General features: G+C 47.6%; 21 protein-coding genes and 1 pseudogene. 17 read left to right on the forward strand and 5 right to left on the reverse strand.

What is annotated here, in order from left to right; all coding sequences use genetic code 11:
- Window positions 1-10: 10 nt before the first annotated feature.
- Complete coding sequence (locus PAE68_RS09910; RefSeq protein ID WP_281886501.1) at window positions 11-724, forward strand: cytochrome c biogenesis CcdA family protein; 714 nt, start codon at window positions 11-13, stop codon at window positions 722-724.
- A gap of 32 nt (window positions 725-756) precedes the next feature.
- On the opposite strand, the gene splB is transcribed toward PAE68_RS09910, so the two are convergent.
- Complete coding sequence (gene splB, locus PAE68_RS09915) at window positions 757-1818, reverse strand: spore photoproduct lyase (RefSeq protein WP_281886504.1); 1062 nt, start codon at window positions 1816-1818, stop codon at window positions 757-759.
- 200 nt (window positions 1819-2018) lie between these two features.
- On the opposite strand from splB, the gene mntR reads away from it, so the two are divergent.
- Entirely contained in the window at window positions 2019-2441 is a 423-nt protein-coding gene (gene mntR / locus PAE68_RS09920) for a transcriptional regulator MntR (RefSeq protein ID WP_281886506.1), read from the forward strand.
- 147 nt (window positions 2442-2588) lie between these two features.
- Entirely contained in the window at window positions 2589-3572 is a 984-nt protein-coding gene (locus PAE68_RS09925) for a patatin-like phospholipase family protein (RefSeq protein ID WP_281886508.1), read from the forward strand.
- A gap of 169 nt (window positions 3573-3741) precedes the next feature.
- Here PAE68_RS09925 and PAE68_RS09930 read toward each other — a convergent pair whose 3' ends face one another.
- Both PAE68_RS09930 and PAE68_RS09935 read right to left on the reverse strand, forming a co-directional pair.
- Complete coding sequence (locus tag PAE68_RS09930; protein WP_281886510.1) at window positions 3742-4023, reverse strand: hypothetical protein; 282 nt, start codon at window positions 4021-4023, stop codon at window positions 3742-3744.
- 35 nt (window positions 4024-4058) lie between these two features.
- Window positions 4059-4928 (reverse strand): DUF1385 domain-containing protein, encoded by an 870-nt coding sequence (locus PAE68_RS09935; RefSeq protein ID WP_397379445.1) that lies wholly within the window; start codon window positions 4926-4928, stop codon window positions 4059-4061.
- A gap of 241 nt (window positions 4929-5169) precedes the next feature.
- Here PAE68_RS09935 and PAE68_RS09940 point away from each other — a divergent pair, with 241 nt between their 5' ends.
- The 8 genes from PAE68_RS09940 (at window position 5170) to PAE68_RS09975 (ending at window position 11398) form a co-directional block, all read left to right on the forward strand.
- Window positions 5170-5682, forward strand: a complete 513-nt coding sequence (locus tag PAE68_RS09940) for a YqhR family membrane protein (RefSeq protein WP_281886515.1) — start codon at window positions 5170-5172, stop codon at window positions 5680-5682.
- Between the two features lie 80 nt (window positions 5683-5762).
- A complete protein-coding gene (gene aroQ / locus PAE68_RS09945; RefSeq protein ID WP_281886517.1) occupies window positions 5763-6209 on the forward strand; it encodes a type II 3-dehydroquinate dehydratase in 447 nt (148 codons plus the stop codon).
- A gap of 2 nt (window positions 6210-6211) precedes the next feature.
- Complete coding sequence (locus tag PAE68_RS09950) at window positions 6212-7285, forward strand: M24 family metallopeptidase (RefSeq protein ID WP_281886520.1); 1074 nt, start codon at window positions 6212-6214, stop codon at window positions 7283-7285.
- A 182-nt stretch (window positions 7286-7467) separates the two neighbouring features.
- Window positions 7468-8025 carry an elongation factor P gene (gene efp, locus PAE68_RS09955; RefSeq protein WP_281886522.1) on the forward strand — a complete coding sequence of 186 codons (558 nt, stop codon included), beginning with the start codon at window positions 7468-7470 and terminating at the stop codon, window positions 8023-8025.
- 118 nt (window positions 8026-8143) lie between these two features.
- The gene (gene xerA / locus PAE68_RS09960; RefSeq protein WP_281886524.1) at window positions 8144-9277 is read left to right on the forward strand and encodes a site-specific tyrosine recombinase/integron integrase; all 1134 of its coding nucleotides are present in this window, start codon (window positions 8144-8146) and stop codon (window positions 9275-9277) included.
- A gap of 922 nt (window positions 9278-10199) precedes the next feature.
- Complete coding sequence (locus PAE68_RS09965; protein ID WP_281886526.1) at window positions 10200-10373, forward strand: hypothetical protein; 174 nt, start codon at window positions 10200-10202, stop codon at window positions 10371-10373.
- Window positions 10370-10747, forward strand: a complete 378-nt coding sequence (locus tag PAE68_RS09970) for a type II toxin-antitoxin system death-on-curing family toxin (protein ID WP_281886528.1) — start codon at window positions 10370-10372, stop codon at window positions 10745-10747. The genes PAE68_RS09965 and PAE68_RS09970 overlap by 4 nt, the downstream gene beginning before the upstream one ends.
- A gap of 156 nt (window positions 10748-10903) precedes the next feature.
- Complete coding sequence (locus PAE68_RS09975; RefSeq protein ID WP_281886530.1) at window positions 10904-11398, forward strand: hypothetical protein; 495 nt, start codon at window positions 10904-10906, stop codon at window positions 11396-11398.
- A gap of 545 nt (window positions 11399-11943) precedes the next feature.
- Here the strand turns inward: PAE68_RS09975 and PAE68_RS09980 are convergent.
- Window positions 11944-13100: pseudogene (locus PAE68_RS09980) on the reverse strand (IS110 family RNA-guided transposase).
- Window positions 13101-14740: 1640 nt separating this feature from the next.
- Window positions 14741-14989, reverse strand: a complete 249-nt coding sequence (locus tag PAE68_RS09985; protein ID WP_281886532.1) for a hypothetical protein — start codon at window positions 14987-14989, stop codon at window positions 14741-14743.
- A 1878-nt stretch (window positions 14990-16867) separates the two neighbouring features.
- Between PAE68_RS09985 and fosB the strand changes: the two genes are divergently transcribed.
- From fosB to PAE68_RS10015, 6 genes are all read left to right on the forward strand, one after another.
- Window positions 16868-17290, forward strand: a complete 423-nt coding sequence (gene fosB / locus PAE68_RS09990) for a metallothiol transferase FosB (RefSeq protein WP_281886534.1) — start codon at window positions 16868-16870, stop codon at window positions 17288-17290.
- A 975-nt stretch (window positions 17291-18265) separates the two neighbouring features.
- Window positions 18266-18859, forward strand: a complete 594-nt coding sequence (locus tag PAE68_RS09995; protein WP_281886537.1) for an NADAR family protein — start codon at window positions 18266-18268, stop codon at window positions 18857-18859.
- 17 nt (window positions 18860-18876) lie between these two features.
- Window positions 18877-19209, forward strand: a complete 333-nt coding sequence (gene tnpA, locus PAE68_RS10000) for an IS66 family insertion sequence element accessory protein TnpA (protein WP_281886539.1) — start codon at window positions 18877-18879, stop codon at window positions 19207-19209.
- Window positions 19203-19559, forward strand: a complete 357-nt coding sequence (gene tnpB / locus PAE68_RS10005; protein ID WP_281886541.1) for an IS66 family insertion sequence element accessory protein TnpB — start codon at window positions 19203-19205, stop codon at window positions 19557-19559. Before tnpA ends, tnpB begins: the two co-directional genes overlap by 7 nt.
- Before the next feature lie 82 nt (window positions 19560-19641).
- Window positions 19642-21222: an IS66 family transposase gene (tnpC, locus tag PAE68_RS10010; RefSeq protein WP_397378532.1), complete on the forward strand. Its 1581-nt coding sequence runs from the start codon at window positions 19642-19644 to the stop codon at window positions 21220-21222.
- 436 nt (window positions 21223-21658) lie between these two features.
- Window positions 21659-22156: a DUF2199 domain-containing protein gene (locus PAE68_RS10015; RefSeq protein WP_281886546.1), complete on the forward strand. Its 498-nt coding sequence runs from the start codon at window positions 21659-21661 to the stop codon at window positions 22154-22156.
- The last annotated feature ends 839 nt before the right edge of the window (window positions 22157-22995 follow it).

The following is a 22995-nucleotide window of genomic DNA, read 5'->3' on the forward strand; positions in this document are numbered from 1 at the left end:
CGAAGGAGGAATGGATGTGGAATTGAATGTGTGGATTGCATTGTGGGCCGGTCTCATCTCGTTCATCTCGCCGTGTGTGCTGCCGCTGTATCCGTCGTTCTTGTCATACATTACAGGCGTATCGGTCGGTCAGCTGAAGGAGAGTCAGAGCTCGCGAGACGTTCGCTTCAAGCTGGTGACGCACACCTTATGCTTCATCGCCGGCTTCTCGATTATATTCTACAGCCTGGGACTTGGCGCCAATTTGCTGGCGACGACGTTCATCGATAACCGTGATCTGCTGCGTCAGCTGTCTGCGTTGTTCATGTTCGTCATGGGTCTGTTCTTACTCGGCATCTTCCGGCCGGAGTGGCTCATGCGTGAGCGCAAGCTGCAGCTGAAGACGCGTCCTGCCGGCTACCTCGGCTCGTTGCTCATCGGGATCGGCTTCGCGGCGGGTTGGTCGCCGTGTATCGGTCCGATCTTGTCGTCGATGCTCGTGCTAGCCGCTACAGAGCCAGGCTCTTGGCTGCCGCTCATTACGGCATACTCGATCGGCTTCGCGTTGCCATTCTTCGTGCTCGCCTTCTTCATCGGCTCGACGAAGTGGATCGTGCGCTATTCTTCCATCATTACGAAGATAGGCGGTGGCGTGATGCTGCTGATCGCCGTGCTGCTGTACACGGACCAGATGACGCGCATCACGATCTGGCTACAGAGCATCACGCCTGCCTGGATTGGATGACGAGTTATCATTGCGATTACGTGACGTTTACGTTACGTAAAATACTCGATCTTCGCTTGTGGGAAGCTCTCGAATATACGTTCGGTGATGAATTCTCGTAGGGCGTTCGCTTGCTTGTCCGGGTACACATATTTACCTTGTCCCCAACGGCCCCACTTGTACTTGCGCTTCGCTTCGTCCATCTCGAGCTTCGTCTTCGGATAGCGCTGCTCAATAATCGTCTTCGCTGTCTTGGTGAAGCGATGCTGGATGAGCTCGAACGTCAAGTTCGCCGTCGCCTCTGTGGGGAGCGTCTCCTTAAGCTTCAGCAGCAGGTCGGCGTAGCCGTCCTCCCAGCCGTCATGCCAGATGATCGGGGCGATGATGAAGCCGAGCGGATACCCGGCCTTCGCCACTTTACCGGCCGCCTCGATGCGTTCGGTGAAGCTCGACGTCGCAGGCTCGAAGTTGCGGATCACATAGTCGGCGTTCACGCTGAAGCGGAAGCGCGTATTGCCGTTGTGCTTCACGTCGAGCAGCGGCTCCACGTGGTGAAACTTCGTGACGAAGCGCAGACGGGCAAGCGGCTCCCGGCCCATGAACTCGATATATTCCTTCAGCGACCCGGAAATATGCTCAAGTCCAACCGGATCGGACGTACAGGCGGCCTCGAAGCGAGTAATTTCGGGAGCACGCTCTTCGATGTAAGCCTTCGCCTGCTTCAGTATATCGTCCGTATTGACATATACCCGGATGTATGGCTTCGCTCCGAGCGTTGTCTGCAGGTAGCAATAGTGACAATGCGCCATGCAGCCTGTAGCGATCGGGATGGCGTATTCGGCTGACGGCTTGGACGTATCGAACTTGAGCGTCTTCCGTATGCCGACGACGAGTGTCCGCTTCGCTATCCGGTATTTCTCCAGATCCGATTCACCGGGTAGGTTCGTAATCCGATTATGCGACGTCGTCATCCGAATCGGCAAGCCTTCAGCCTTCGCCCATTCATGGATACGCTGACCCTTCGGGTACTCGAGTGCGTCCGGCTCGAAGTAGACGAGCTCGGGTACGAACACCTCCGTCTGTTTGACGGGTGGTGTCAACAGTCCTGTGGCCATCCGAATTCCTCCTTAGGGTGGACTTGCTTACAGGGGGAGGCTATGTTATAGTTATTAACGCTTAAATCCGCCCTTCATAGAATGCGTCATCGCAGCCGCCGTCACTCATGGCAATTCGGCTGAATGCTGGCAGAGGTACGAAGATGTGCGGGAAGACGAACGCCTGGCAATCGTCTATAGGGAATACGGGGGGAACACGAATGGCTACGCCGAGTATGGAAGATTATTTGGAACGGATCTACAAGTTGATCGACGAGAAAGGTTATGCGCGTGTGTCCGACATCGCTGAAGGACTCTCGGTACATCCATCCTCCGTAACCAAGATGATTCAGAAGCTGGATAAAGATAACTACTTAATATATGAGAAGTATCGCGGCCTCGTCCTGACGTCGAAGGGGCAGAAGGTCGGCAAGCGTCTCGTTGACCGCCATCATTTGCTGGAGCAGTTTCTGACGCTGATCGGGGTGTCTGAGGAGAACATCTACCAGGATGTGGAAGGGATCGAGCATCATCTCAGCTGGGATTCGATTACGTGCATTGAGACGCTCGTAGAATACTTCAATCGGGATGAAGCGCGTCTTCAGGAGCTGATGAAGCTGAAGTCGGAGCTTGAGGAATCGTAAGAGTTGTATGAATAAGAAGCTTCTAGGCCTATTTTGGTGGGCTTAGAGGCTTTTTTTGCTAGGCGGATTACGTGCTGATGTCATACGGACAGCCGGTTACCTCATACATAGTCAGTAGGAGCGAGCTAGGATGGGAGCGGATGACGGATGAAGATTAATGCTGTGTTTCAAGGCGGAGGGGTTAAGGGAATTGGTCTTGCGGGAGCGGTATCGGTCGTCGAGGAGCTCGGCCATACGTTTCACCAAGTGGCAGGCACGTCGTCAGGCGCGATTGTCGCCTCGCTCGTCGCAGCGGGGTACAGCGCATCAGAGCTTAGGGCGATCATAGAGGGTACTCCGTTTCACTCCTTCCTGCAGCGCGGCGCGATCTTCAACACGAAGGTCATCGGCCCCATATCTCGTCTGTTTATTAAAAAAGGTCTATACTCCGGCGAAGCGCTTGAGCATTGGATCTACCAGCTGCTGCTGGCGAAGGGTGTACGAACGTTCGGTGACTTGAAGCCGAATCAGCTGCGTATCGTCGCATCCGATATTTCGGATCGGAAGCTGCTCGTCCTTCCCGACGACATTGCTCAATACGGCGTTGATCCAAGCCGCTTCCTAGTGGCGAAGGCGGTGCGCATGAGCACGAGCATTCCATATTTCTTCGATCCTGTTATTATTCGTCGCAAAAATTCGCCCTCCGGCACGAAATTTTTCGAACAATTCGTGTACATCGTGGACGGGGGCTTGCTCAGTAACTTTCCACTCTGGCTGTTCGACGACGAAGAGACATCCGCGCATGCCTCTCTCGTTCCGACAATCGGCTTCCAGCTGGTCGGCCGCGGAGCAGGGACGCCGAACACGATCTACGGCCCTCTGTCGATGCTGAAGGCGCTGTTCTCGACGATGCTCGATGCGCATGATGATTATTACATTCAGGAGCACAACCGGTTCCGGACGGTCAAGATTCCGGCGCATGGCGTCGGGACGACTGATTTTGACATTGAGCCGGAGAAGAGCCTGGAGCTGTTCGAGTCGGGGAGGAAGGCGGCGCTGAAATTTTTCGACAAGTGGAAGCAGCAGGACTATATGAAGCAATATAGCCAGCATATGCGACTGAGGAAGGAGCAGGAGCTGTGGGTGCAGTGATCGAACAGCGAAGCTCTTCAATTACACGAATTCACACGAAAAAGCGGCAGCTCCTTGTCATGTGACAACGACTGCCGCTTGTTGTGCGCTCGCTGGATCGGTTGGTTAAGCTGTGTAGGCTGTGTAGGCCAAACAGTCGAACAACCGGACAGAACTGCTTAGAGCGAGTTTAGTGGTACTTAGGCGGCTCCTCGGAATCGGAGCTGCGCTTATTTCCCGGGATAACGCGGAACGTCGCGCGCTTGCTCTTCGCACCGCGGCTGTTCATCGTACCGCTGCGGCGGGAGAGCTGCTTCCATGTGTGCGGCGGATATTTATACAGCAGGAATATGCCGCCGAATATGAGCAGAGGGATCAGGAACGCTCCCGGCTTAGACAGCAGACTCGCGAGCACGCCGATGGCGATTAGGGCGAAAATAATGTAAGCGAACATATTGTTACGTTGTCTCATGCGAATAACCTCCTTGTAACGTTACATTGGGGCGATTATTGAATTTGACGGTCCAGCTCGCGCATACGATTGAACGATGCAATCGATACCTCGACCTGCTTGTCGTCTGGCTCCTTCGTGGTCAGCAGCTGCAGCCAAAGTCCCGGGTAGCCGAGGACCCGTAGCACAGGAGTCTCACGCAGACTGTTGGTCAGGCGCAGCGCTTCATACGATACGCCGATGACGAGCGGCAGCAGCACGATGCGCTGGATGATGCGCTCTGTGAACGATTCATACGGGAACAATGAGTAGATGACGACACCGATCAATACGGTGAATACGATGAAGCTACTGCCGCAGCGGTAATGTAGTGTGTTGTACTTCTGCACATTCTCAACCGTCAGCTCAACGCCTGCTTCATAGGCGGTTATGACCTTATGCTCTGCTCCATGGTACTGGAACAGTCTCTTGATCATTGGCGTTAACGAGATCGCGTAGATGTAGCCGACGAGCAGCACAATCTTGATCAAGCCTTCAATGAGATTATGCCCAATCTGATTCTCGAATAAGTGACCGAACAGCACCTGCTCCACAGCCGTCGGGACGAGCGTGAAGATGAATTTACCGAATATGAACGATAATATACCGATGAATGCGACTCCCAGAATCATCGCGAGGCGGCTGCCGAGCGTCTCCTTCTGCTCCTCCTTGGAGTCGCCTTCCTCCTCGGCGAACACCTCCGCCGCGAAGTTCAAGTGCTGCGCGCCCTTGGCGCTTGCCTCAATGATGCCGACGATCCCGCGGATGAACGGAATTTTCTTCAGAAACTGTACCCATGGAATATCTTTGCGCGGCACCTCTAAAAACTGAATCGTATCGTCCTTACGCCTCACTGCGGTGACGTGCACCTTCTGTCCGGCGAACATGACTCCTTCGATAACTGCTTGGCCCCCATAGACCGCTTGCGGCTGCTGCGTTAAGTTGTCAGACAAGCTCGATGCACCTTCTTCTTCATAGAAATATTCTAGTAGAACCCGAGTTCAGTTATTACAATAAATATATACACTCCGTATATTGTACCGAATTGCAGGGCTGATTGCCACTTGTTTATCATTTTGACTTTTGCACATACTAGGCCATATCGGAAGCTGAAGGAGGCACCATGAGATGAAGAAGTCAGAGGATACGGTGAAGCCGCGCACGAATAAGTGGATGTTTGGGCTGTATGTTGGTTTTTTTGCCGGGCTCATATGGGGCGGGCTTAAGATTGTTGAGAGCTATTTTCGCTTTACCTCGCTTACACCGGGCTTTATGCTCGAGCCGTTCTTTAAGCACAGCTTTCTCCTCACCTGGCAGGGCTACATGCTCGGCTGGGCGACATTCATTGCGATGTCTATTGTTGCGGCGCTGATCTACGTAACCTTTTTACTGAAGCTGAAGGGGCCGTGGCCGGGACTGGTCTACGGTGTGGCTTGGTGGTCGATGATCTACCTGCTTGTAGGGCCACTAACGGGGATGATAACCTGGATCGTCAATCTGGATCTCAATACGATCATTACGGACCTGTGTCTGTTTGCTTTGTGGGGACTGTTCATCGGCTACTCCATTGCATTCGAATTTACGGATGAGCGAGTGTATGAGCCGTTCAAGACGAAGGGCAATTCACCCGATCCTGCCTAATAAGAAAAAGTTGTTCTCAAACCGGGGAAAGTTATGGTAAAATAACCGAGTATGTGCTGTTTTCTGAGGGGGACCATCGGTTGAAGCGTATATTACTGTTGAACGGACCGAACTTGAATATGCTCGGCGTACGTGAGCCTGGCGTATATGGCACGCTGACGCTGCAGGCGATCGTTGATCGCGTGAGCCAGCTCGCCGCAAGTCTTGGTGTGGAGCTTGAAGCGTTCCAATCGAATCATGAGGGAGAGCTGATTGATCGCATTCACAGCGCCTATGGAACGATGGACGGCATTGTGATCAATCCGGGAGCATTCACACATTACAGCTATGCGCTGCGGGATGCTATTAGTACGGTTGCTCTGCCTACGGTGGAGGTACATATATCGAATATTCATAAGCGCGAAGCGTTCCGGCACGTCTCCGTGATCGCTCCGGTTGCGCTTGGGCAGATTGCAGGCTTCGGTGCGGACGGCTATGAGCTGGGCTTGCAAGCGCTGGTCCGCCATCTTGAGCGTACGGAGGGATGAGCATGCAGCAGAAGCGATTGCACCGATTACGGCAGCTGATGGAGAAGCAAGGCATCGAGGCGTTGCTAATTACGAACGCGACGAACCGGATGTATATGACCGGGTTCACCGGAAGTGCAGGCTATGTGCTCGTTACGACTGACCGCGCTGTGCTGCTGATCGATTTCCGTTATATGACGCAAGCACCACAGCAGGCTGTCGGGTATGAGGTTATCGAGCATGCGCCGAATCTGATGAACACGATTGCAGATGTGATGGGTGCGGCTCGCCTGACGAAGCTGGGCTTCGAGCAGCATGACGTCACCTATGGCTCGTATGTGAGCTACGGCCAAGCGCTGAATGGAATCGAGCTCGTCGGAACGGATGGGCTGATTGAGCGGCTGCGGATGGTGAAGGATGAGCAGGAGCTTGCGGTGATGCAGGAGGCAGCAGAGCTTGCCGACCGTACGTTCACCCATATCGTTGATTTCCTCCAGCCTGGTGTAACTGAACAGGAGATCGCGCTGGAGATCGAGCTGTATGTTCGTCGCCACGGTGCCGCCTCGACCTCGTTCGAGACTATTGTCGCGTCTGGCGAGCGATCCGCGCTCCCGCACGGGAAGGCGAGCTCCCGCTTGCTTGGGACGAACGAATTCGTCAAGCTGGACTTCGGTGCTTATTATCAAGGATATTGCTCCGATCTTACACGTACCGTCGTACTCGGCAAGCCGACGGACCAGCACCGACGTATTTATGACATCGTGCTGGAGGCACAGCTAGAGGCGCTTAGCCGTATTAAGCCCGGCATGACTGGTCGCGAGGCTGATGCCGTCGCGCGCGAGATCATTACCCGTCACGGCTACGGCGAACATTTCGGACATGGCCTTGGTCATGGACTCGGCATGGAGATTCATGAGGCGCCCCGTCTGTCCAAGCTCGGCGACATTGTGCTTGAGCCTGGTATGACGGTGACCGTAGAGCCTGGTATTTACGTCCCTGGCTTCGGCGGCGTCCGCATTGAGGACGATATCGTCATTACCGATACAGGTAACCGCAGGTTGACGCAATCAAGCAAAGACTTGATTGTGATTCCATAAATTGCTTATATCAGCAGCTTACGCTATTCAGGTAGGCTTGGCTAAGATAGAACCGGTGACAGCTTCTGACAGCGGAGCGTTCTTCCGGGCGATCGGAGGACGCTCCGCGGCGCGCTTTACCCAGTGCTTGTCCTAGTCTCGACCATGCCCGCAGCTGCTCACTTTTTAGGGAGGGTTTTGTAGTGATTTCTGTTAACGATTTTAAGACAGGCTTGACAATTGAAGTAGAGCATGATTTGTTCACGGTTATCGATTTCCAGCACGTGAAGCCGGGTAAAGGCGCAGCCTTCGTCCGCTCCAAGCTGAAGAACCTGCGTAACGGCAACACCGTCGAGCGCACATTCCGTGCCGGCGAGAACGTCAGCCGCGCGCACATCGAGAACCGTCAGATGCAATATCTGTACGCGAGCGGCAAAGAGCATTCGTTCATGGACACTGAAACGTTCGATCAGTTCTCCCTTGACGAGAAGCAAATCGAGTGGGAGCTGAACTTCCTGCGCGAGAACATGATGATCCACATCATGAGCTACCAAGGCGAAATCCTCGGCATCAACCTGCCGAACAGCGTTGAGCTGAAGGTCATCGAGACCGAGCCGGGCATCAAGGGCAACACCGCAACCGGCGCAACGAAGAGTGCGAAGGTTGAGACTGGATTGAATGTCCAAGTTCCTCTGTTCATCAACGAAGGCGACGTCCTTCTAATCGATACGCGCGAAGGTCAGTATATTTCGAGAGCTTAGATTGCGAGTTACTGCTAAATTGAATAATGTGTGCGTTCCCAAAAGAATTGAGAACAGCTGGCCTAGGGGCCAGCTGTTTTTTTGTTTTTTTTGTAGATGAGGTGGGGGAGAGTGAAGCATGATTGTTGTGAAAACGTATACGGCCTTATTGGTAATCGTACGAATGTCCCAGCCTCCCAAGAAGGAATGGCTTGAGAAGATGGAGAGAATTGTTGATCGTAGATGGGATAATAAGAATAGGTGGTGGACCGTTCCGAATCAAGAAACTACATTGAGAGACTTTGTGATGCATTTTAATAATGAGCCGGTTATAATCGAACCTGATTTATTGAAGAAGTATCATTGGATATTTGAGAATTTCACGGTGAAGCTTCCAGTTGATTCCACTGAGCTTATCGAACGTATGAAGATGCTTATGAAGCTTAATGGATTTAGTCATCGAACTCTGAAAGCATATAGTCTCCACGTCAAGCGGTTCTTGGATTACTCGAAGGTCTTAGCCATACAAGTTGAGACGCAGCATGTCGAGGATTACTTGATCGAACTGATCCAAAAAAACTGCTCCCACTCCTATGTGAATCAAGCGCTAAGCGCCTTGAAGTTTTTCATGAAGGATACGTGCTTTCGTAAAGATATCGTGTATCAACTGCCTAGGCCAAAGAAAGAGAACAAGCTCCCAGATGTACTGAACTACTCGGAGGTGCTAAAAATACTAGGCAGTCTTAGCAATATTAAGCATAAAGCTCTGTTATACTTGGCGTATTCCTCCGGTCTTCGAGTCGGAGAAATTGTACGTCTTCGCATTCGTGATATCGATAGTGAGCGAATGGTCATTCATGTGAGGCAGTCCAAGGGAAGGAAGGATCGCTATACGGTTCTATCGGAGTCGACGTTATTGCTTTTGAGAGACTACTTCAAGAAGGAACGACCGGAAGATTGGTTATTCCCAGGGATGGACCGGAGAAAGCATATGACCGAGCGCAGTGTTCAAAAGGTGTTTGAAAAAGCAAGGGAGCAAGCAGGAATACTGAAGGATGTCAGTATTCATTCATTGAGGCATTCGTTTGCAACTCATTTGTTAGAGGGGGGCACAGATATCCGGTATATTCAAGAACTGCTTGGACATCAAAGCTCGAAAACGACTGAGATTTATACCCATGTGAGTGTTCGCGATGCAAGAAGGATTCAAAGCCCACTGGACAGACTGCTGCAGGACGAAGGGAGAGGAAAGTCAGAGAAGGGGAAAATATAGTTTCCGATATCCTACCAAAACATGATATTATATGAACTGAGTTAGAGTTATTTACAGATAAAAGGTAGTGATTGGATATTACACGAACATTCGTATAATAGGAGTTAAGTGAAAGCCAGCCCGAAGTAAATCATGAAGAAAATCCCAACCCAATCCATCAAGAGGTTGATCCCGACCTGGGAGAAGCGAGGAAGTGTGAATCAGGACAAGTTAGTTAGATCGATGAAACACGATCAGTCCTGCTTCTAGATGTCGGGAACAACCGGATGGATTGAGTTGGGGCATAATTCCTTAATTTCTAATGCCCTTGTTCGATCAATTCAGATTCATTCCTAATGGTTAGTTGACAACCAATTCTCGGTGTTGTCTTGGAACTATTATTAGGAATGAAGGAATTGATCTAGGATTTTGATTTCATAGGCAGTGGAGCGAGGAACTTAGATACAGGATGGTTAACAAGTGACAGCCAGTAGGATGGATCATACGAGTAACCTGCCACGCCAAGATTGTCGTGCTAATGTTTACTCTAGAGGAGGCTGTCACTTGTAAAACCTGTATCTAAGTTCCAAAACACAAAGAAGTGAATGAAATCAAAATCGAACAAGGGCAAGGAAATTAAGGAATTATGCGGGTAGCTCAGCTGGCCATCACTTAACACCGTATTCACGCATCGGGTCTGCGCCCCTCGGTCTGCAGGAAGATTTTTCGGAGTAGCGGATTCAGCAGACAACCCTGCACTGGCTAAGTCTGACGACCCGCTCGCTAACGCTCACTTAAGCCAGTGAGGGTTCGTGAATACAAGAACGTTAGCTGAAATAACGGCAAATCAAAAAGAAATAATAAGTCATTAAGTGTCCTGTTAATTTATTTGTTGATTCAGTGTATACTGGATGTAGGTAATTATTGCAAAGGAGTGTGTAAAATGAGCCTTGAGGAAAAGTTGCTCAGAGACTTTTTAGCTCTCCCTGAAGAGAAGAAGCAAGAAGTCATAGATTTTGTTGAGTTTTTAAAGATAAAAAATGAACGAAAACTGGATTTGATGATGGATGACATCATATTGCAGAATCGCGAAGCATTAGAGGAACTATCCAAATGAATCATATAGAAGTTGACGATATAATCAGATTCCATGCAAAGATCGTAGCCGCAACCGGTGGCTCAAATGGGATAAGAGATCGTGCGTTGATTGAAAGTGCAATTCAAAAAGCATTTGTTACATTTGATGAACAAGATTTGTATGAAGGAGTCCTAAAGAAAATTTCAGTTATAGCTTATTCACTAGTAAAGAATCATGGTTTTGTTGATGGAAATAAGCGCATTGGTGTTGCATCTATGCTGTTGTTACTTAGGCTGAATGATATAAAAGTCGAGTATTCACAAAAGGAATTGATAGACTTAGGATTGGGAATAGCCGAAGGAAAACTAAAAGAAGAAGATATTGAACAATGGATAATTGGACATCAAGTGTGAGCGCTTGGTGTTTTTTTAATGAGGCTAGGGCATTTCAGAGAAGGCCGTTACATCAGCTAACACAGCATTCACGCATCGGGGCTAACGCCCCTCGGTCCGCGAGAAGAATTTGCTAGGAAGAAGATTCAGCGGACAACCTCCTGCGGAGGTTCGTGAATGCAAGAACGTTATACGCAATTGCTGCAATTAAAATATAAGAGCAGGAGTATTTCGATGAGGAAGAGAAGTGTAATAATAACATCTATCTGTCTTATTTTGTTATTGTTTTATATAGGAAGCGTTCAAGACAGATCTAAAGTTGAGAACACGATTAGTGGATTTTATCAAGGAATGATTAAGAATGATTATTCAGAGAGTCACAAATATTTTAACATTAAGCATAATCCAGAACTATCTCTTGAAGGTAAGCAATCTATAATAGCTCAGAGTCTGATTGAAGATCGACATTGGTATGGCGAGATTAATGGCACATCAATAAAGTGGATTTTATGGGCAGGATTCTCTAGAAAGTTGATACTAGTTAATGTGCGTTATACTCATGATAACATTCAGATTAAAGAAGGAACTGACAAAATTCTAATTGAAAATTTAAATGATGAATGGGTTATAACAAACTATAAATCGGGAGCACCTATTCCGCAAATGCCTTGAAAATATATTTTGGTAGTAATTCAAAGATGGCAGCAACAGCGTATAACACCGCATTCACGCATCGGTCGCTTTGCTCCCTTGGTCTGCCAGGAGATCATTCGGAGAAGTGGATTCAGGCAGACAATCCTGCGAGGCTAAGTCTTCGACCCGCCGCTCCGCGGCTTAAGCCTCTCGGATTCGTGAATACGAAGACGTTATGTGAAAGTCAACACGAAGTGTATCAAGAAGAAAGACCCAACCCAATCCATTGAGGTGAATATTCCCGACAGGTGAGAAGCGAGGAAGTGTGAATCAGGACAAGTTTGTTGTATCGGTGCTACTCGATAGGTCCTGCTTCAAGAGGTCGGGAACATTCGAATGGATTGGGTTGGTGCATAATTCCTTAATTTCTGTGAAAGGATTATTGAAAGCAGTGTCATTAGAACGTCGAAGTTGCTTTAAGAAATAGCGTTTTTTCTGGAAGAAAGTTGAAAAATAGCAATAGGATGCCTGACACATCGTTTTTGAGATGTGATGTATAATCAGTCTTAAAATAGGCTAGACTGTTAAGCTACAGGTTTTGAGACAGGAGGTCCACCTTCGATATAAGTCGACTTCGTCTTTAACATCATGTAGATGATCGTGAGCATTTTGTGAGCTAGAGCAATAATGGCTTTGTTCTTCCCACGGCGTGCAGCTATTTTCCAAAATCGAACCGACAACTGTGATTTTCGGCACTTCGTTGCTGCCCAAGCGGCTTCACATAAAGCTGTTTTCACATGCGGATTGCCCTTACGTGTTCGTGTACTTTTTTTTTACCCGCGCTCTCATGGTTACCCGGAGCCACACCTGCCCAGGACGCGAGATGATCAGCCGTTGGGAACTGATCCATATCGACTCCGATTTCGGCAATGATCGCTGCGGCGGTAATCTCACTTATGCCCGGAATCGTTTGAATCAACTGATAGGCTTCCTGATAGGACTGAAGATGCACCTCAATTTCTGCATCCAGCAACGCGATGGATTGCTCGAGGAAGGTAATATGCTCCCAGCAATTGCGAATCATCAAGATTTGGTGCTTGTTTAACGTTCCGAAGAGCGACTCGGCCACCCGAGCGACATTACGTTTTACGTTGCCATGTACTCGGGCTTCAATATCATCCGGATCGACGTAGCCCTGCATGACCAGTCGTTCCAGCAAATTGCGTCCGGATACGCCGAACACATCTGAAATAACCGTTCCCAACTTGATGTTGGAGGCTTCCAGCATTTTTTGAATGCGGTTTTTCTCTGCGGTCAAGTTTCCAACCCGTTTCTTACGTAAACGTGTTAAATCACGTAATTCTCGGAGATCCTCGGTAGGCACGAAGCTCTTCTCGATTAATCCTACGCGCAAAAGTTTAGCGATCCACTCCGCATCGCTGACATCCGTTTTGCGTCCAGGAACATTCTTAATCCGTTGTGCATTGGCAAGGGCGATGTCGAAGTACCCTTCCAATATGTTGTACACTGGTTTCCAGTAGATCCCTGTACTCTCCATGGCAATATGCGTCACACCTTCGGACTCGAGCCATGTCATCAAGGAGAACAAATCACGAGTCATCGTAGGGAAAGTGCGTGTTTCAGCGCGTGGTGCTTCATCCGCTTCGCCAGTCAAGACACAAGCTACAATGGTTTCTTGATGCACATCCAGTCCGGCACACCGAGCAATTAACATCTCCATTTAACTACCTCCAATCGAATGATACTGACGATTGGCGCATTCGTTAGAAGTCTCCATTTTTCTGTCCGCGGTCATTCGGTCTTCTTGTACCGAAGCCAGCACGGGGTTGCTCACATAACGAATGCTCACAGTTTTCTAGACAGGGTCGAACCACCAAAAAGAGCCACGTATTTCTGTCCAATCGCAGTATTACTCAGTATGGGGACTAGGCAGTCACGCTAAACCCAACTTTCATATCGGGGATGTGGCGAGGAAGCCATGATTGTTTTCTAATGCCCTTGTTCGATCGAGAGAAGTTCATTCCTAATAGTTTGTTAACTAACGAGAATCGTTATGTTTTGGTAGTATTAGGAATGAAGGGGACGATCGAATCGATGTTGATTTCATAGGCAGGGAAGCGAGGAACTTAGATACAGAACGGTTAACAAGTGACAACCAGTAGATGGGATCATACGAGTAACCTGCCACGCCAAGAATGGCGTGCTAATGTTTACTCTGGAGGAGGCTGTCACTTGTAAAACCTGTATCTAAGTTCCAAAACTCAAAGAAGCGAATGAAATCAAAATCGAACAAGGGCAAGAGAATTTAGGAATTATGCGGGTAGCTCAGTTGACCATCACATAACACCGTATTCACGCATCGGTCGCTGAAGCTCCCTCGGTCTGCCGGTAGATGATTCAGGGAAGTGGATTCAGGCAGACAATCCTGCGAGGCTAAGTCTCCGACCCGCCGCTACGCGGCTTAAGCCTCTCGGATTCGTGAATACGAAGACGTTATAAGAAAGTCGGGCTAGACAAAACAAGAGCAATTTAAAATCTTGAATGAGTAAATTGATTCTTATAGAACCAACAGTACAGCAAGTAGAGCATTTCGAAAAAAGTTAGTCTAACATGAATACTAAGACTTCAACAGAAGCGAAGCGTTGCGAGTATCCTTCGAGATTGATGCACAACGCGGCCGCCGTAAAAAGCAAAACATGTAGGTTCGTCAAGAAGATAGTGCTTGGTTTATGTTAATTTTGATCAAACAGCGATTTGAAATGAGCAATGATATTAGACAAGTTACGTAGTGAGGATTTCGCGAACCAGTACAAGAGTTAGTGGTGATGAATCGAGTTTGAAAAAGTTGGATGAGGTAGCTACGTGAGTCGATTTGGTAGCTAGTAGTGAGCAGTCGAGTGAAGTCGAAAGCAGGATTGAAACCGGAAATTAGTTAGTTAGCCAGACTTCGACTAAAGTGGAACGTTGCGATGATCGGAAATTTGGACAGTTACATCGCGACCGCCGAAATAAAGAAAATCAAGAGCTTGAGGTGTTAGAAGGAATGTAACGAGCATGAACCCGAAGTAAAACGATGAAAGCAGCAAGAAATATGAAGGTAACTCAAAGAAGGCCCGACCATCTTATAACACCGCATTCACGCATCGGGGCTGGCGCCCCTCGGTCTGCCAGGAGATCATTCGGGGAAGCGGAATCAGGCAGACAACCCTGCAAGGCTAAGTGGCGGAGCCACCCGGCGCTGCGCGCCTTAAGCCTTTCGGGTTCGTGAATGCAAGAACGTTAGGTGAAATTCCTGTTGAATAATAAATATCTAAAGCACAAGAAAATAAAAAAGGCACTTAGAGGAGTGCCAGGATGAAACTAACTGTTGGGACTTTGTAATTTTTCAACAATAGATTCATGTTCAATAGATCTTAAGGCTAATTTTTCAAGAATGCTTTCGTGTCGATCTTGTCCATCTTGTAAAGCCTTAATATGTCCAATTACTTTATGAAGATCCATTGACATTGCATCTATTTTTGCGTCTGATTCGTCAACTCGATTTCTTACTGCAGTCATTAATGAGTTTAGTTCTTTTAATTGTTCAAGTATTAGGTCAAGTTTATCCACATAATTCACCACCCAGAAATATTAAGAACATTATAACAGAGGATATACAAATCATAAAGAAAGAAAGTTTAAGGCTCAACACAATAATCAGTGCTAGACAGCTCGAAGCAAAGAATTACATCACAGAACTTTTTATGAAAATCGATTTCATCTCTAACATTATGGGGTAACTAAAGGAAGGTTCACGTCAAGCGATGATTTCGAGCTGGAGTCAAGTTTATATGAAGAGATAAAACAAAGCATATGCAGTTGACTCGAAGAAGTCAGGAACATCACCTAACACCGCATTCACGCTTCGGGCTGACGCCCTCGGTCTGCCAGAAGATAATTCGGGGAAGTTGATTCAAGCAGACAACCCTGCGAGGCTAAGTCTGGCGACCCGGCGCTGACGCGCCTTAAGCCTCTCGGGTTCGTGAATGCAAGAACGTTATGTGAAAGTCAACACGAAGTGTATCAAGAAGAAAGACCCAACCCAATCCATTGAGGTGAATATTCCCGACAAGCGAGAAGCGAGGAAGCATGAATCAGGACAAGTTTGTTGTATCGGTGCTACTCGATAGGTCCTGCTTCTAGAGGTCGGGAACATTCGAATGGATTGGGTTGGTGCATAATTCCTTAATTTCTAATGCCCTTGTTCGATCGATAGAAATTCATTCCTAATAGTTTGTTGACTAACGAGAATCGTTATGTTTTGGTAGTATTAGGAATGAAGGGGGCGATCGAATCGATTTTGATTTCATAGGCAGGGAAGCGAGGAACTTAGATACAGGACGGTTAACAAGCGACAGCCAGTGGATTGTATCATACGAGTAACCTGCCACGCCAAGAATGGCGTGCTAATGTTTACTCTGGAGGAGGCTGTCACTTGTAAAACCTGTATCTAAGTTCCAAAACTCAAAGAAGCGAATGAAATCAAAATCGAACAAGGGCAAAGGAATTAAGGAATTATGCGGGTAGCTCAGTTGACCATCACATAACACCGTATTCACGCATCGGTCGCTGAAGCTCCCTCGGTCTGCCGGTAGATGATTCAGGGAAGTGGATTCAGGCAGACAACCCTGCGAGGCTAAGTCTTCGACCCAGTCGCTCCGCTCCTTTAAGCCTCTCGGGTTCGTGAATACAAGAACGTTAAGTGAAAGCCAGCCCGAAGTAAATCATGAAGAAAATCCCAACCCAATCCATCAAGAGGTTGATCCCGACCTGGGAGAAGCGAGGAAGTGTGAATCAGGACAAGTTAGTTTGATCGATGAAACACGATCAGTCCTGCTTCTAGATGTCGGGAACAACCGGATGGATTGAGTTGGGGCATAATTCCTTAATTTCTAATGCCCTTGTTCGATCAATTCAGATTCATTCCTAATAGTTAGTTGACAACCAATTCTCGGTGTTGTCTTGGAACTATTATTAGGAATGAAGGAATTGATCTAGGATTTTGATTTCTTAGGCAGTGGAGTGAGGAACTTAGATACAGGATTGTTAACAAGTGACAGCCAGTAGGATGGATCATACGAGTAACCTGCCACGCCAAGATTGTCGTGCTAATGTTTACTCTAGAGGAGGCTGTCACTTGTAAAACCTGTATCTAAGTTCCAAAACACAAAGAAGTGAATGAAATCAAAATCGAACAAGGGCAAGGAAATTAAGGAATTATGCGGGTAGCTCAGCTGGCCATCACTTAACACCGTATTCACGCATCGGGCTGACGCCCTTGGTCTGCCAGGAGATAATTCAGCGAAGTAAATTCAGGCAGACAACCCTGCGAGGCTAAGTCTTCGACCCGGCGCTACGCGCCTTAAGCCTCTCGGGTTCGTGAATACAAGAACGTTATCCGAAACCCCTGAAAAGCAATATATTATAAAACCTAAAGGAAGAATACTCATGCAAATTCAAGGTATAAGTCACTTATGCTTTTCAGTGTCTGATTTAACTAAATCTATTATGTTTTATCAGCAAGTTTTTGGAGCAAAGATATTAGTAAAGGGCAGAAAGCTAGCTTATTTTGATTTAAATGGATTATGGATAGCTTTAAATGAGGAATCTGAAATTGAAAGAACCGAACAAAATAAATCATATACGCATATAGCATTTTCAATATTAGAAGAAGAATACGAGGCATTCAAAGATAAATTTAGAGAATTAGATGTCAATATAATATCTGGAAGAGAGCGTGATGAAAGAGACAAGAGGTCCATTTATTTTACAGACCCAGACGGGCACAAATTTGAATTACACACAGGACAATTAAATGATAGGATGGAATATTATAGAAATAGTAAAGTGCACATGACATTTTTTAACTAAGGATGGAGTAAGACAAGAAACAGATTGATGTAAGTAACTCTAAGTAGTCAGGGGCATCGGATAACACCGTATTCACGCTGCGGTCGCTGACGCTCCCTTGGTCTGCCAGGGGAATTTCGAGGAAGCGGATTCAGGCAGACAACTCCTGCGAGGCTAAGTCCTTCGGACCCGGCGCTAACGCGCCTTAAGCCTCTCGGGTTCGTGAATACAAGAACGTTATATGAAATCCGAAGCTGGACAAGGGAGAACCCCTCCGACCTAAGCAATCATGAAGTGATTCACGACTAGGGTTGAGCAGGGAGGAACGAATGAGGACGGAATAGTTAGTTGGAGCGTGGAGTAATTGTCCTCATTCTAACGGTCGTGAACCACAGATTGCTAGGTCGGCGCATAATTTCTTAATTTTTCAAGGCTCTTGTTCAAGATCGATTCTAAAAACCGTTCATATTAGTTAGTAGGACAACGTGTTACGTTGTTGATTTTGAAGTTTGTATATGAACGGATAAGAATCGATTATTGATTTCATTGGCGAGGAAGTGTGGAATTTCATATACAGGAACATAAACAAGTGGCGAGCAGCGATGGTATAATATGGAGTAACCTTCCACGCAAGGTTTGCGTTATTCTAATGTTTACTCCTAAAAGCCTGCCACTTGTTAAACCTGTATATGAAATTCTAAAGAGCAAAGAAGTCAATGAAATCAAAAGATGAACAAGAGCAACGAAAATTAAGAAATTATGCTGGGGTTTAATCAGATGGACTTCATATAACAACGTATTCACGCAGCGCTCGCTGGCGCTCCCTTGGTCTGCTGGAAGATGATTCGGAGAAGTGGATTCAGGCAGACAATCCTGCGAGGCTAAGTCTTCGACCCGGCGCTGAAGCGCCTTAAGCCTCTCGGATTCGTGAATACGAAGACGTTATCGGAAATTACCGAAAGATTTATAAAATTACATTTTGAAGGTGAAGACAAGATGTATCAAATAAATTTCTATCAAACCGACCGTCCATATGGTTGTTTTTCTAATTTTTCAAACCATCCAATTAAAGTAGAAAATAAGATCTGGCCAACTTCTGAACATTATTTTCAAGGAATGAAATTTAAGAATACTGAGCATGAAGAATTAATAAGATTAGCTTCAACACCAATGGAAGCTGCAACGATGGGGAGGGACCGATCAAGACCACTAAGATCAGATTGGGAACAAATAAAGGATGAGGTAATGCGAATAGCAGTAAAAGCTAAGATATCTCAGAACATTAGTGTAAGGAATATCTTGTTATCTACAGGAAACTGTATAATAGTGGAACATACTAAAAACGACTCATATTGGGCAGATGGTGGGGATGGGACAGGTAAAAACATGTTGGGATTAATATTAATGGAAGTTAGAAACTCTTTAGAAGAATACGAGGAAGAATTCTACTTACCACAGTGGATGGCTTTTCCGGGTATTCATCCGTTTGATATGTTTTGGAGGAAGGGGAAAGGTGAGGAGTATGTAAGCGTCAAATACATCCCACCTTCACCCCATGTATGCATAGATGAGATAATGTCCTCAATATGAATCGAGGAGGACATCCCATGAATCGAGCGGAGCGACAACAGGCATGGAGAACTCGCATTGAGAACTATCGAGCGAGCGGTCAAACCATGGTAGTCTGGAGTAAAGCCAATAACCATACCATCCATGAGCTGAAGTACTGGCTCAAACAGATCGAAGGCCCCCCCAAATCCAAACGATCAAAGTCCGCATCAATCTTCATCCCTGTTACCGTGACACCTCCTCCCGCACGTAGCAATCTGCCAACGGGATCCCTACGGATTCATGTTGGAGCGGCTTCTATTGAACTGAGTGAGTCATTCGACTCTACCCAGCTTCGTGAAATCGTTAAGGTGCTGAAGGATCTATGTTGACCATTCCGAGCAGCATTCCCGTGTATTTAGCAAGCGGCAGTACGGACTTACGCAAGTCGATCGATGGCCTGGCCGCTCTGGTGCAGGAGGTGTATGCACTCAACCCCTTCTCGAGCAGCTTGTTCGTGTTCTGCAATCGACAGCGAGACAAGCTCAAGATTCTGTATTGGGATGTAAATGGCTTCTGGCTGTTCTACCGCCGCCTCGAACGCGGCACCTTCCAGTGGCCGACTGACGACAGCCATGCGACCATCGCCCTGACTCGTCGCGAATTGAACTGGTTGCTGGACGGACTGTCCATCGAGCAGCAGCAAGCGCATCCTGTGGTTTCCGTTCAAACGGTGGTGTAGGCGCGAGTGACCATCGTGCCTGCCTCCATCATGTTTACTTGAAAAGCAGGATAAACGTGGTCGTTCAGCGAATACATCCTTCATGACAAAACGTGCGGAATCACCCCAACCCCAAACTCTAGATGAATACAAAACATACAGCGAAGCGCTCGAGGCAGAGGTAAACAAGCTCAAGAAGCAGGTCCTTATGCTGCTGGAGCAATCCAAGCTTGCCCAGCATAAGCGCTTCGGCTCTTCGAGCGAGAAGACGCCTCTGAACCAGCTGTTCCTGTTCAACGAAGCAGAGCAGGCAGCTAACCCTGCGCTCCCTGAGCCAACTGTGGAAACCGTGACCCACAAGCGGAAGAAAGTCAAGGGGGATCGCCTGGCGAAGTTTGATCATTTGCCTGTAGAAACCGTGGAGTATCGATTGCCCGAGGAAGAGCAGGTCTGTTCGTGCTGCGATGGGAAGCTACATGAGATGAGCAGCGAAGCACGCGATGAATTGGTGTTCATGCCTGCCCAGTACAAGATCGTGAGGAGCGTTCGATTCATCTATAGCTGCCGCCATTGCGAGCGCAACGAGGAGAGCACTCCCGTGGTCACTGCTAAGGCACCTGCACCCGCGCATCCTGGAGGCCTGGCATCGGCTTCTATACTGGCCCATGTGATGCACCAGAAGTATGTCGAAAGCCTGCCGCTCTATCGTCAAGAGCAGCAGCTTCTTCGGCATGGGCTGATGCTGTCGCGTCAAACGCTAGCCAACTGGATGATCTACGCCTCCGAACGCTGGCTAGAGCCGCTATTTCATTACATGAAGTCGCACATGCTGCTGCAGGACATCCTCCATGCGGACGAAACGACATTCCCCGTGCTGCAGGAACCGGGACGGAAGGCCGAACAGAAGTCGTACCTTTGGATGTACCGTACCGGACATACGAGTGAGCCCATCGTCTTGTACGAATACCAGCCGACCCGCAGTGGGGAGCACCCGCGTCAATTTCTAGAAGGCTTCAGCGGCTACCTGCATGCGGATGGATTCTCAGGCTACCATAAGCTCGCGGACGTGACACTCTGTGGTTGCTGGAGCCACGCAAGACGCAAGTTCGATGAGGCGCTGAAGGCGCTGCCGGCAGCCCATCGTACGGCAGAGGTGGCAGCTGGCAAGGGCTTATGGTTCTGCAATGAGCTGTTCGCTGTGGAACGACGGCTGAAGGATGTAAGCCCTGAGGCCCGGCACCAAGCTCGTCAGGAGCAGAGTGCGCCATTGCTGGAGGCTTATTTGAAGTGGCTGCAAAACGCGGAAGCTGAGGTGCTGCCCAAAAGCTTGACCGGACAGGCGATCACCTACAGCCTGAACCAGTGGGACAAGCTTGTCGCATTCATGCAAGACGGCAGGCTCGAGATTGACAATAACCGAGCGGAGCGTGCCATCAAACCGGTTGTGATTGGCCGAAAAAACTGGATTTTTGCCAATACGCCTAAAGGTGCGAAAGCAAGTGCGACGATCTACAGCATCGTGGAATCCGCAAAGGCGAGCGGGTTAAATCCGTATGCATACTTGAAGTTTTTGTTCGAGCAATTGCCACAGCTTCCGAACCTTCATGATCAGGATGCTTTGAGACAACTGGCTCCGTGGTCAACGTCATTGCCGGACTCTTGCCGTGTGGCACCACCGAAGTAACACTAGCTTACCTCAGCCCTCGCCATTTGAATAGGTGTGGGCTATTTGACGCTTACAGGAGTATATCACTGAATTTGGAGAATGGATTAATAAAATGCATATGGAAGCAAGAACGGAATATTGGAGATATTTTGATTACCTTAGACCAGTGGACTGGTTAGATTCCTAAAGTATACAAAATAGAAATAGGAAGTAATTTTTGGGTAATTCTATGGTGGCGGTAACATCCGATAACACCGCATTCACGCTGCGGGCTTGCGCCCTTGGTCTGCTAGGAGAACATTCGGGGAAGCGGATTCAGGCAGACAACCCTGCGAGGCTAAGTCTGGCGACCCGGCGCTAACGCGCCTTAAGCCTCTCGGGTTCGTGAATGCAAGAACGTTATAAGAAATCGGCGAAATGATCATATAAAACAATAAACATAGGAGCATTATCCATGAGATGTCCTCATTGTAATGAAAAACTTAAAGAAATACCTTTATGTTATGGAAGTAATGCTCCGTACGTTTTTTATACAATTGATAAGAAGGAACGGGAACTGAGATTTGATTTGAATAAAGATCAATGTGTAATGGATGATAAATTCTTTTTTATTAGAGGTCATATTGAGATTCCTGTATTAGAATCAGATGATATCTTTATCTGGAGTGCATGGGTTTCATTAAGCGAAGAAAATTTTATCAAATCAACAGAACTTTGGAATTCAGAAGAAAGAATTAAAGAACCACCGTACTTTGGTTGGTTATCTACGGAGATATCTATATACTCGACACCAACATTAAACTTAAAGACGAATGTACATACAAGAAAAGTAGGATTAGTACCATTTATTGAATTAGAACCAAATGATCACCCATTGGCAATTGAACAAAGAACTGGAATAACAATGAAAAGAATACAGGAAATAACACATTTAATAATGCATAAGAAGTAATTATGAAGGTAATTCAAAGAAGTCGCCGACATCTTATAACACCGTATTCACGCGGCGGGCCTGACGGCCCTTGGTCTGCAGAGGCATTTCGGGAAGTGGATTCAGCAGACAACCCTGCGAGGCTAAGTGGCGGAGCCACCCGGCAGCTGGCGCTGCCTTAAGCCTCTCGGGTTCGTGAATACAAGAACGTTATATGAAATCCGAAGCTGGACAAGGGAGAACCCCTCCGACCTGAGCAATCATGAAGTGATTCACGACTAGGGATGAGCAGGGAGGAACGAATGAGGACGAGTAGTTAGTTGGAGCGTGGAGTGATTGTCCTCATTCTATCGGTCGTGAACCACAGATTGCTAGGTCGGCGCATAATTTCTTAATTTTTCAAGGCTCTTGTTCAAGATCGATTCTAAAAACCGTTCATGATAGTTAGTTGGACAACGTGTTACGTTGTTGTTTTGAAGTTTGTATATGAACGGTTACGAATCGATTTTTTGATTTCATTGGCGAGGAAGCTTGGAATTTCATATACAGGAACGTAAACAAGTGGCGAGCAGCGATGGTATAATATGGAGTAACCTTCCACGCAAGGGTTGCGTTATTCTAATGTTTACTCCTAAAAGCCTGCCACTTGTTAGACCTGTATATGAAATTCCAAAGAACAAAGAAGTTAATGAAATCAAAAGATGAACAAGAGCAACAAAAATTAAGAAATTATGCTGGGGTTTAGTCAGGTGGACTTCATATAACACCGTATTCACGCGGCGGTCGCTGAAGCTCCCTTGGTCTGCTGGAAGATGATTCGGAGAAGCGGAATCAGGCAGACAACCCTGCGAGGCTAAGTC

This window comes from Paenibacillus sp. YYML68 (assembly GCF_027923405.1).
GTDB lineage: Bacteria > Bacillota > Bacilli > Paenibacillales > NBRC-103111 > Paenibacillus_G.

Coding starts and splice junctions, on each gene's coding strand:
- fosB (WP_281886534.1), top strand. CDS start 16,868: ATGCAAATTCAAGGTATAAGTCACTTATGCTTTTCAGTGTCTGATTTA.
- PAE68_RS09965 (WP_281886526.1), top strand. CDS start 10,200: ATGAGCCTTGAGGAAAAGTTGCTCAGAGACTTTTTAGCTCTCCCTGAA.
- PAE68_RS09975 (WP_281886530.1), top strand. CDS start 10,904: ATGCAAGAACGTTATACGCAATTGCTGCAATTAAAATATAAGAGCAGG.
- PAE68_RS09910 (WP_281886501.1), top strand. CDS start 11: ATGGATGTGGAATTGAATGTGTGGATTGCATTGTGGGCCGGTCTCATC.
- tnpB (WP_281886541.1), top strand. CDS start 19,203: ATGTTGACCATTCCGAGCAGCATTCCCGTGTATTTAGCAAGCGGCAGT.
- PAE68_RS09950 (WP_281886520.1), top strand. CDS start 6,212: ATGCAGCAGAAGCGATTGCACCGATTACGGCAGCTGATGGAGAAGCAA.
- splB (WP_281886504.1), bottom strand. CDS start 1,818: ATGGCCACAGGACTGTTGACACCACCCGTCAAACAGACGGAGGTGTTC.
- PAE68_RS09935 (WP_397379445.1), bottom strand. CDS start 4,928: ATGTTCGCCGGACAGAAGGTGCACGTCACCGCAGTGAGGCGTAAGGAC.
- xerA (WP_281886524.1), top strand. CDS start 8,144: ATGATTGTTGTGAAAACGTATACGGCCTTATTGGTAATCGTACGAATG.
- PAE68_RS09970 (WP_281886528.1), top strand. CDS start 10,370: ATGAATCATATAGAAGTTGACGATATAATCAGATTCCATGCAAAGATC.
- PAE68_RS09940 (WP_281886515.1), top strand. CDS start 5,170: ATGAAGAAGTCAGAGGATACGGTGAAGCCGCGCACGAATAAGTGGATG.
- PAE68_RS09930 (WP_281886510.1), bottom strand. CDS start 4,023: ATGAGACAACGTAACAATATGTTCGCTTACATTATTTTCGCCCTAATC.
- PAE68_RS10015 (WP_281886546.1), top strand. CDS start 21,659: ATGAGATGTCCTCATTGTAATGAAAAACTTAAAGAAATACCTTTATGT.
- PAE68_RS09995 (WP_281886537.1), top strand. CDS start 18,266: ATGTATCAAATAAATTTCTATCAAACCGACCGTCCATATGGTTGTTTT.
- tnpC (WP_397378532.1), top strand. CDS start 19,642: ATGACAAAACGTGCGGAATCACCCCAACCCCAAACTCTAGATGAATAC.
- PAE68_RS09925 (WP_281886508.1), top strand. CDS start 2,589: ATGAAGATTAATGCTGTGTTTCAAGGCGGAGGGGTTAAGGGAATTGGT.
- mntR (WP_281886506.1), top strand. CDS start 2,019: ATGGCTACGCCGAGTATGGAAGATTATTTGGAACGGATCTACAAGTTG.
- tnpA (WP_281886539.1), top strand. CDS start 18,877: ATGAATCGAGCGGAGCGACAACAGGCATGGAGAACTCGCATTGAGAAC.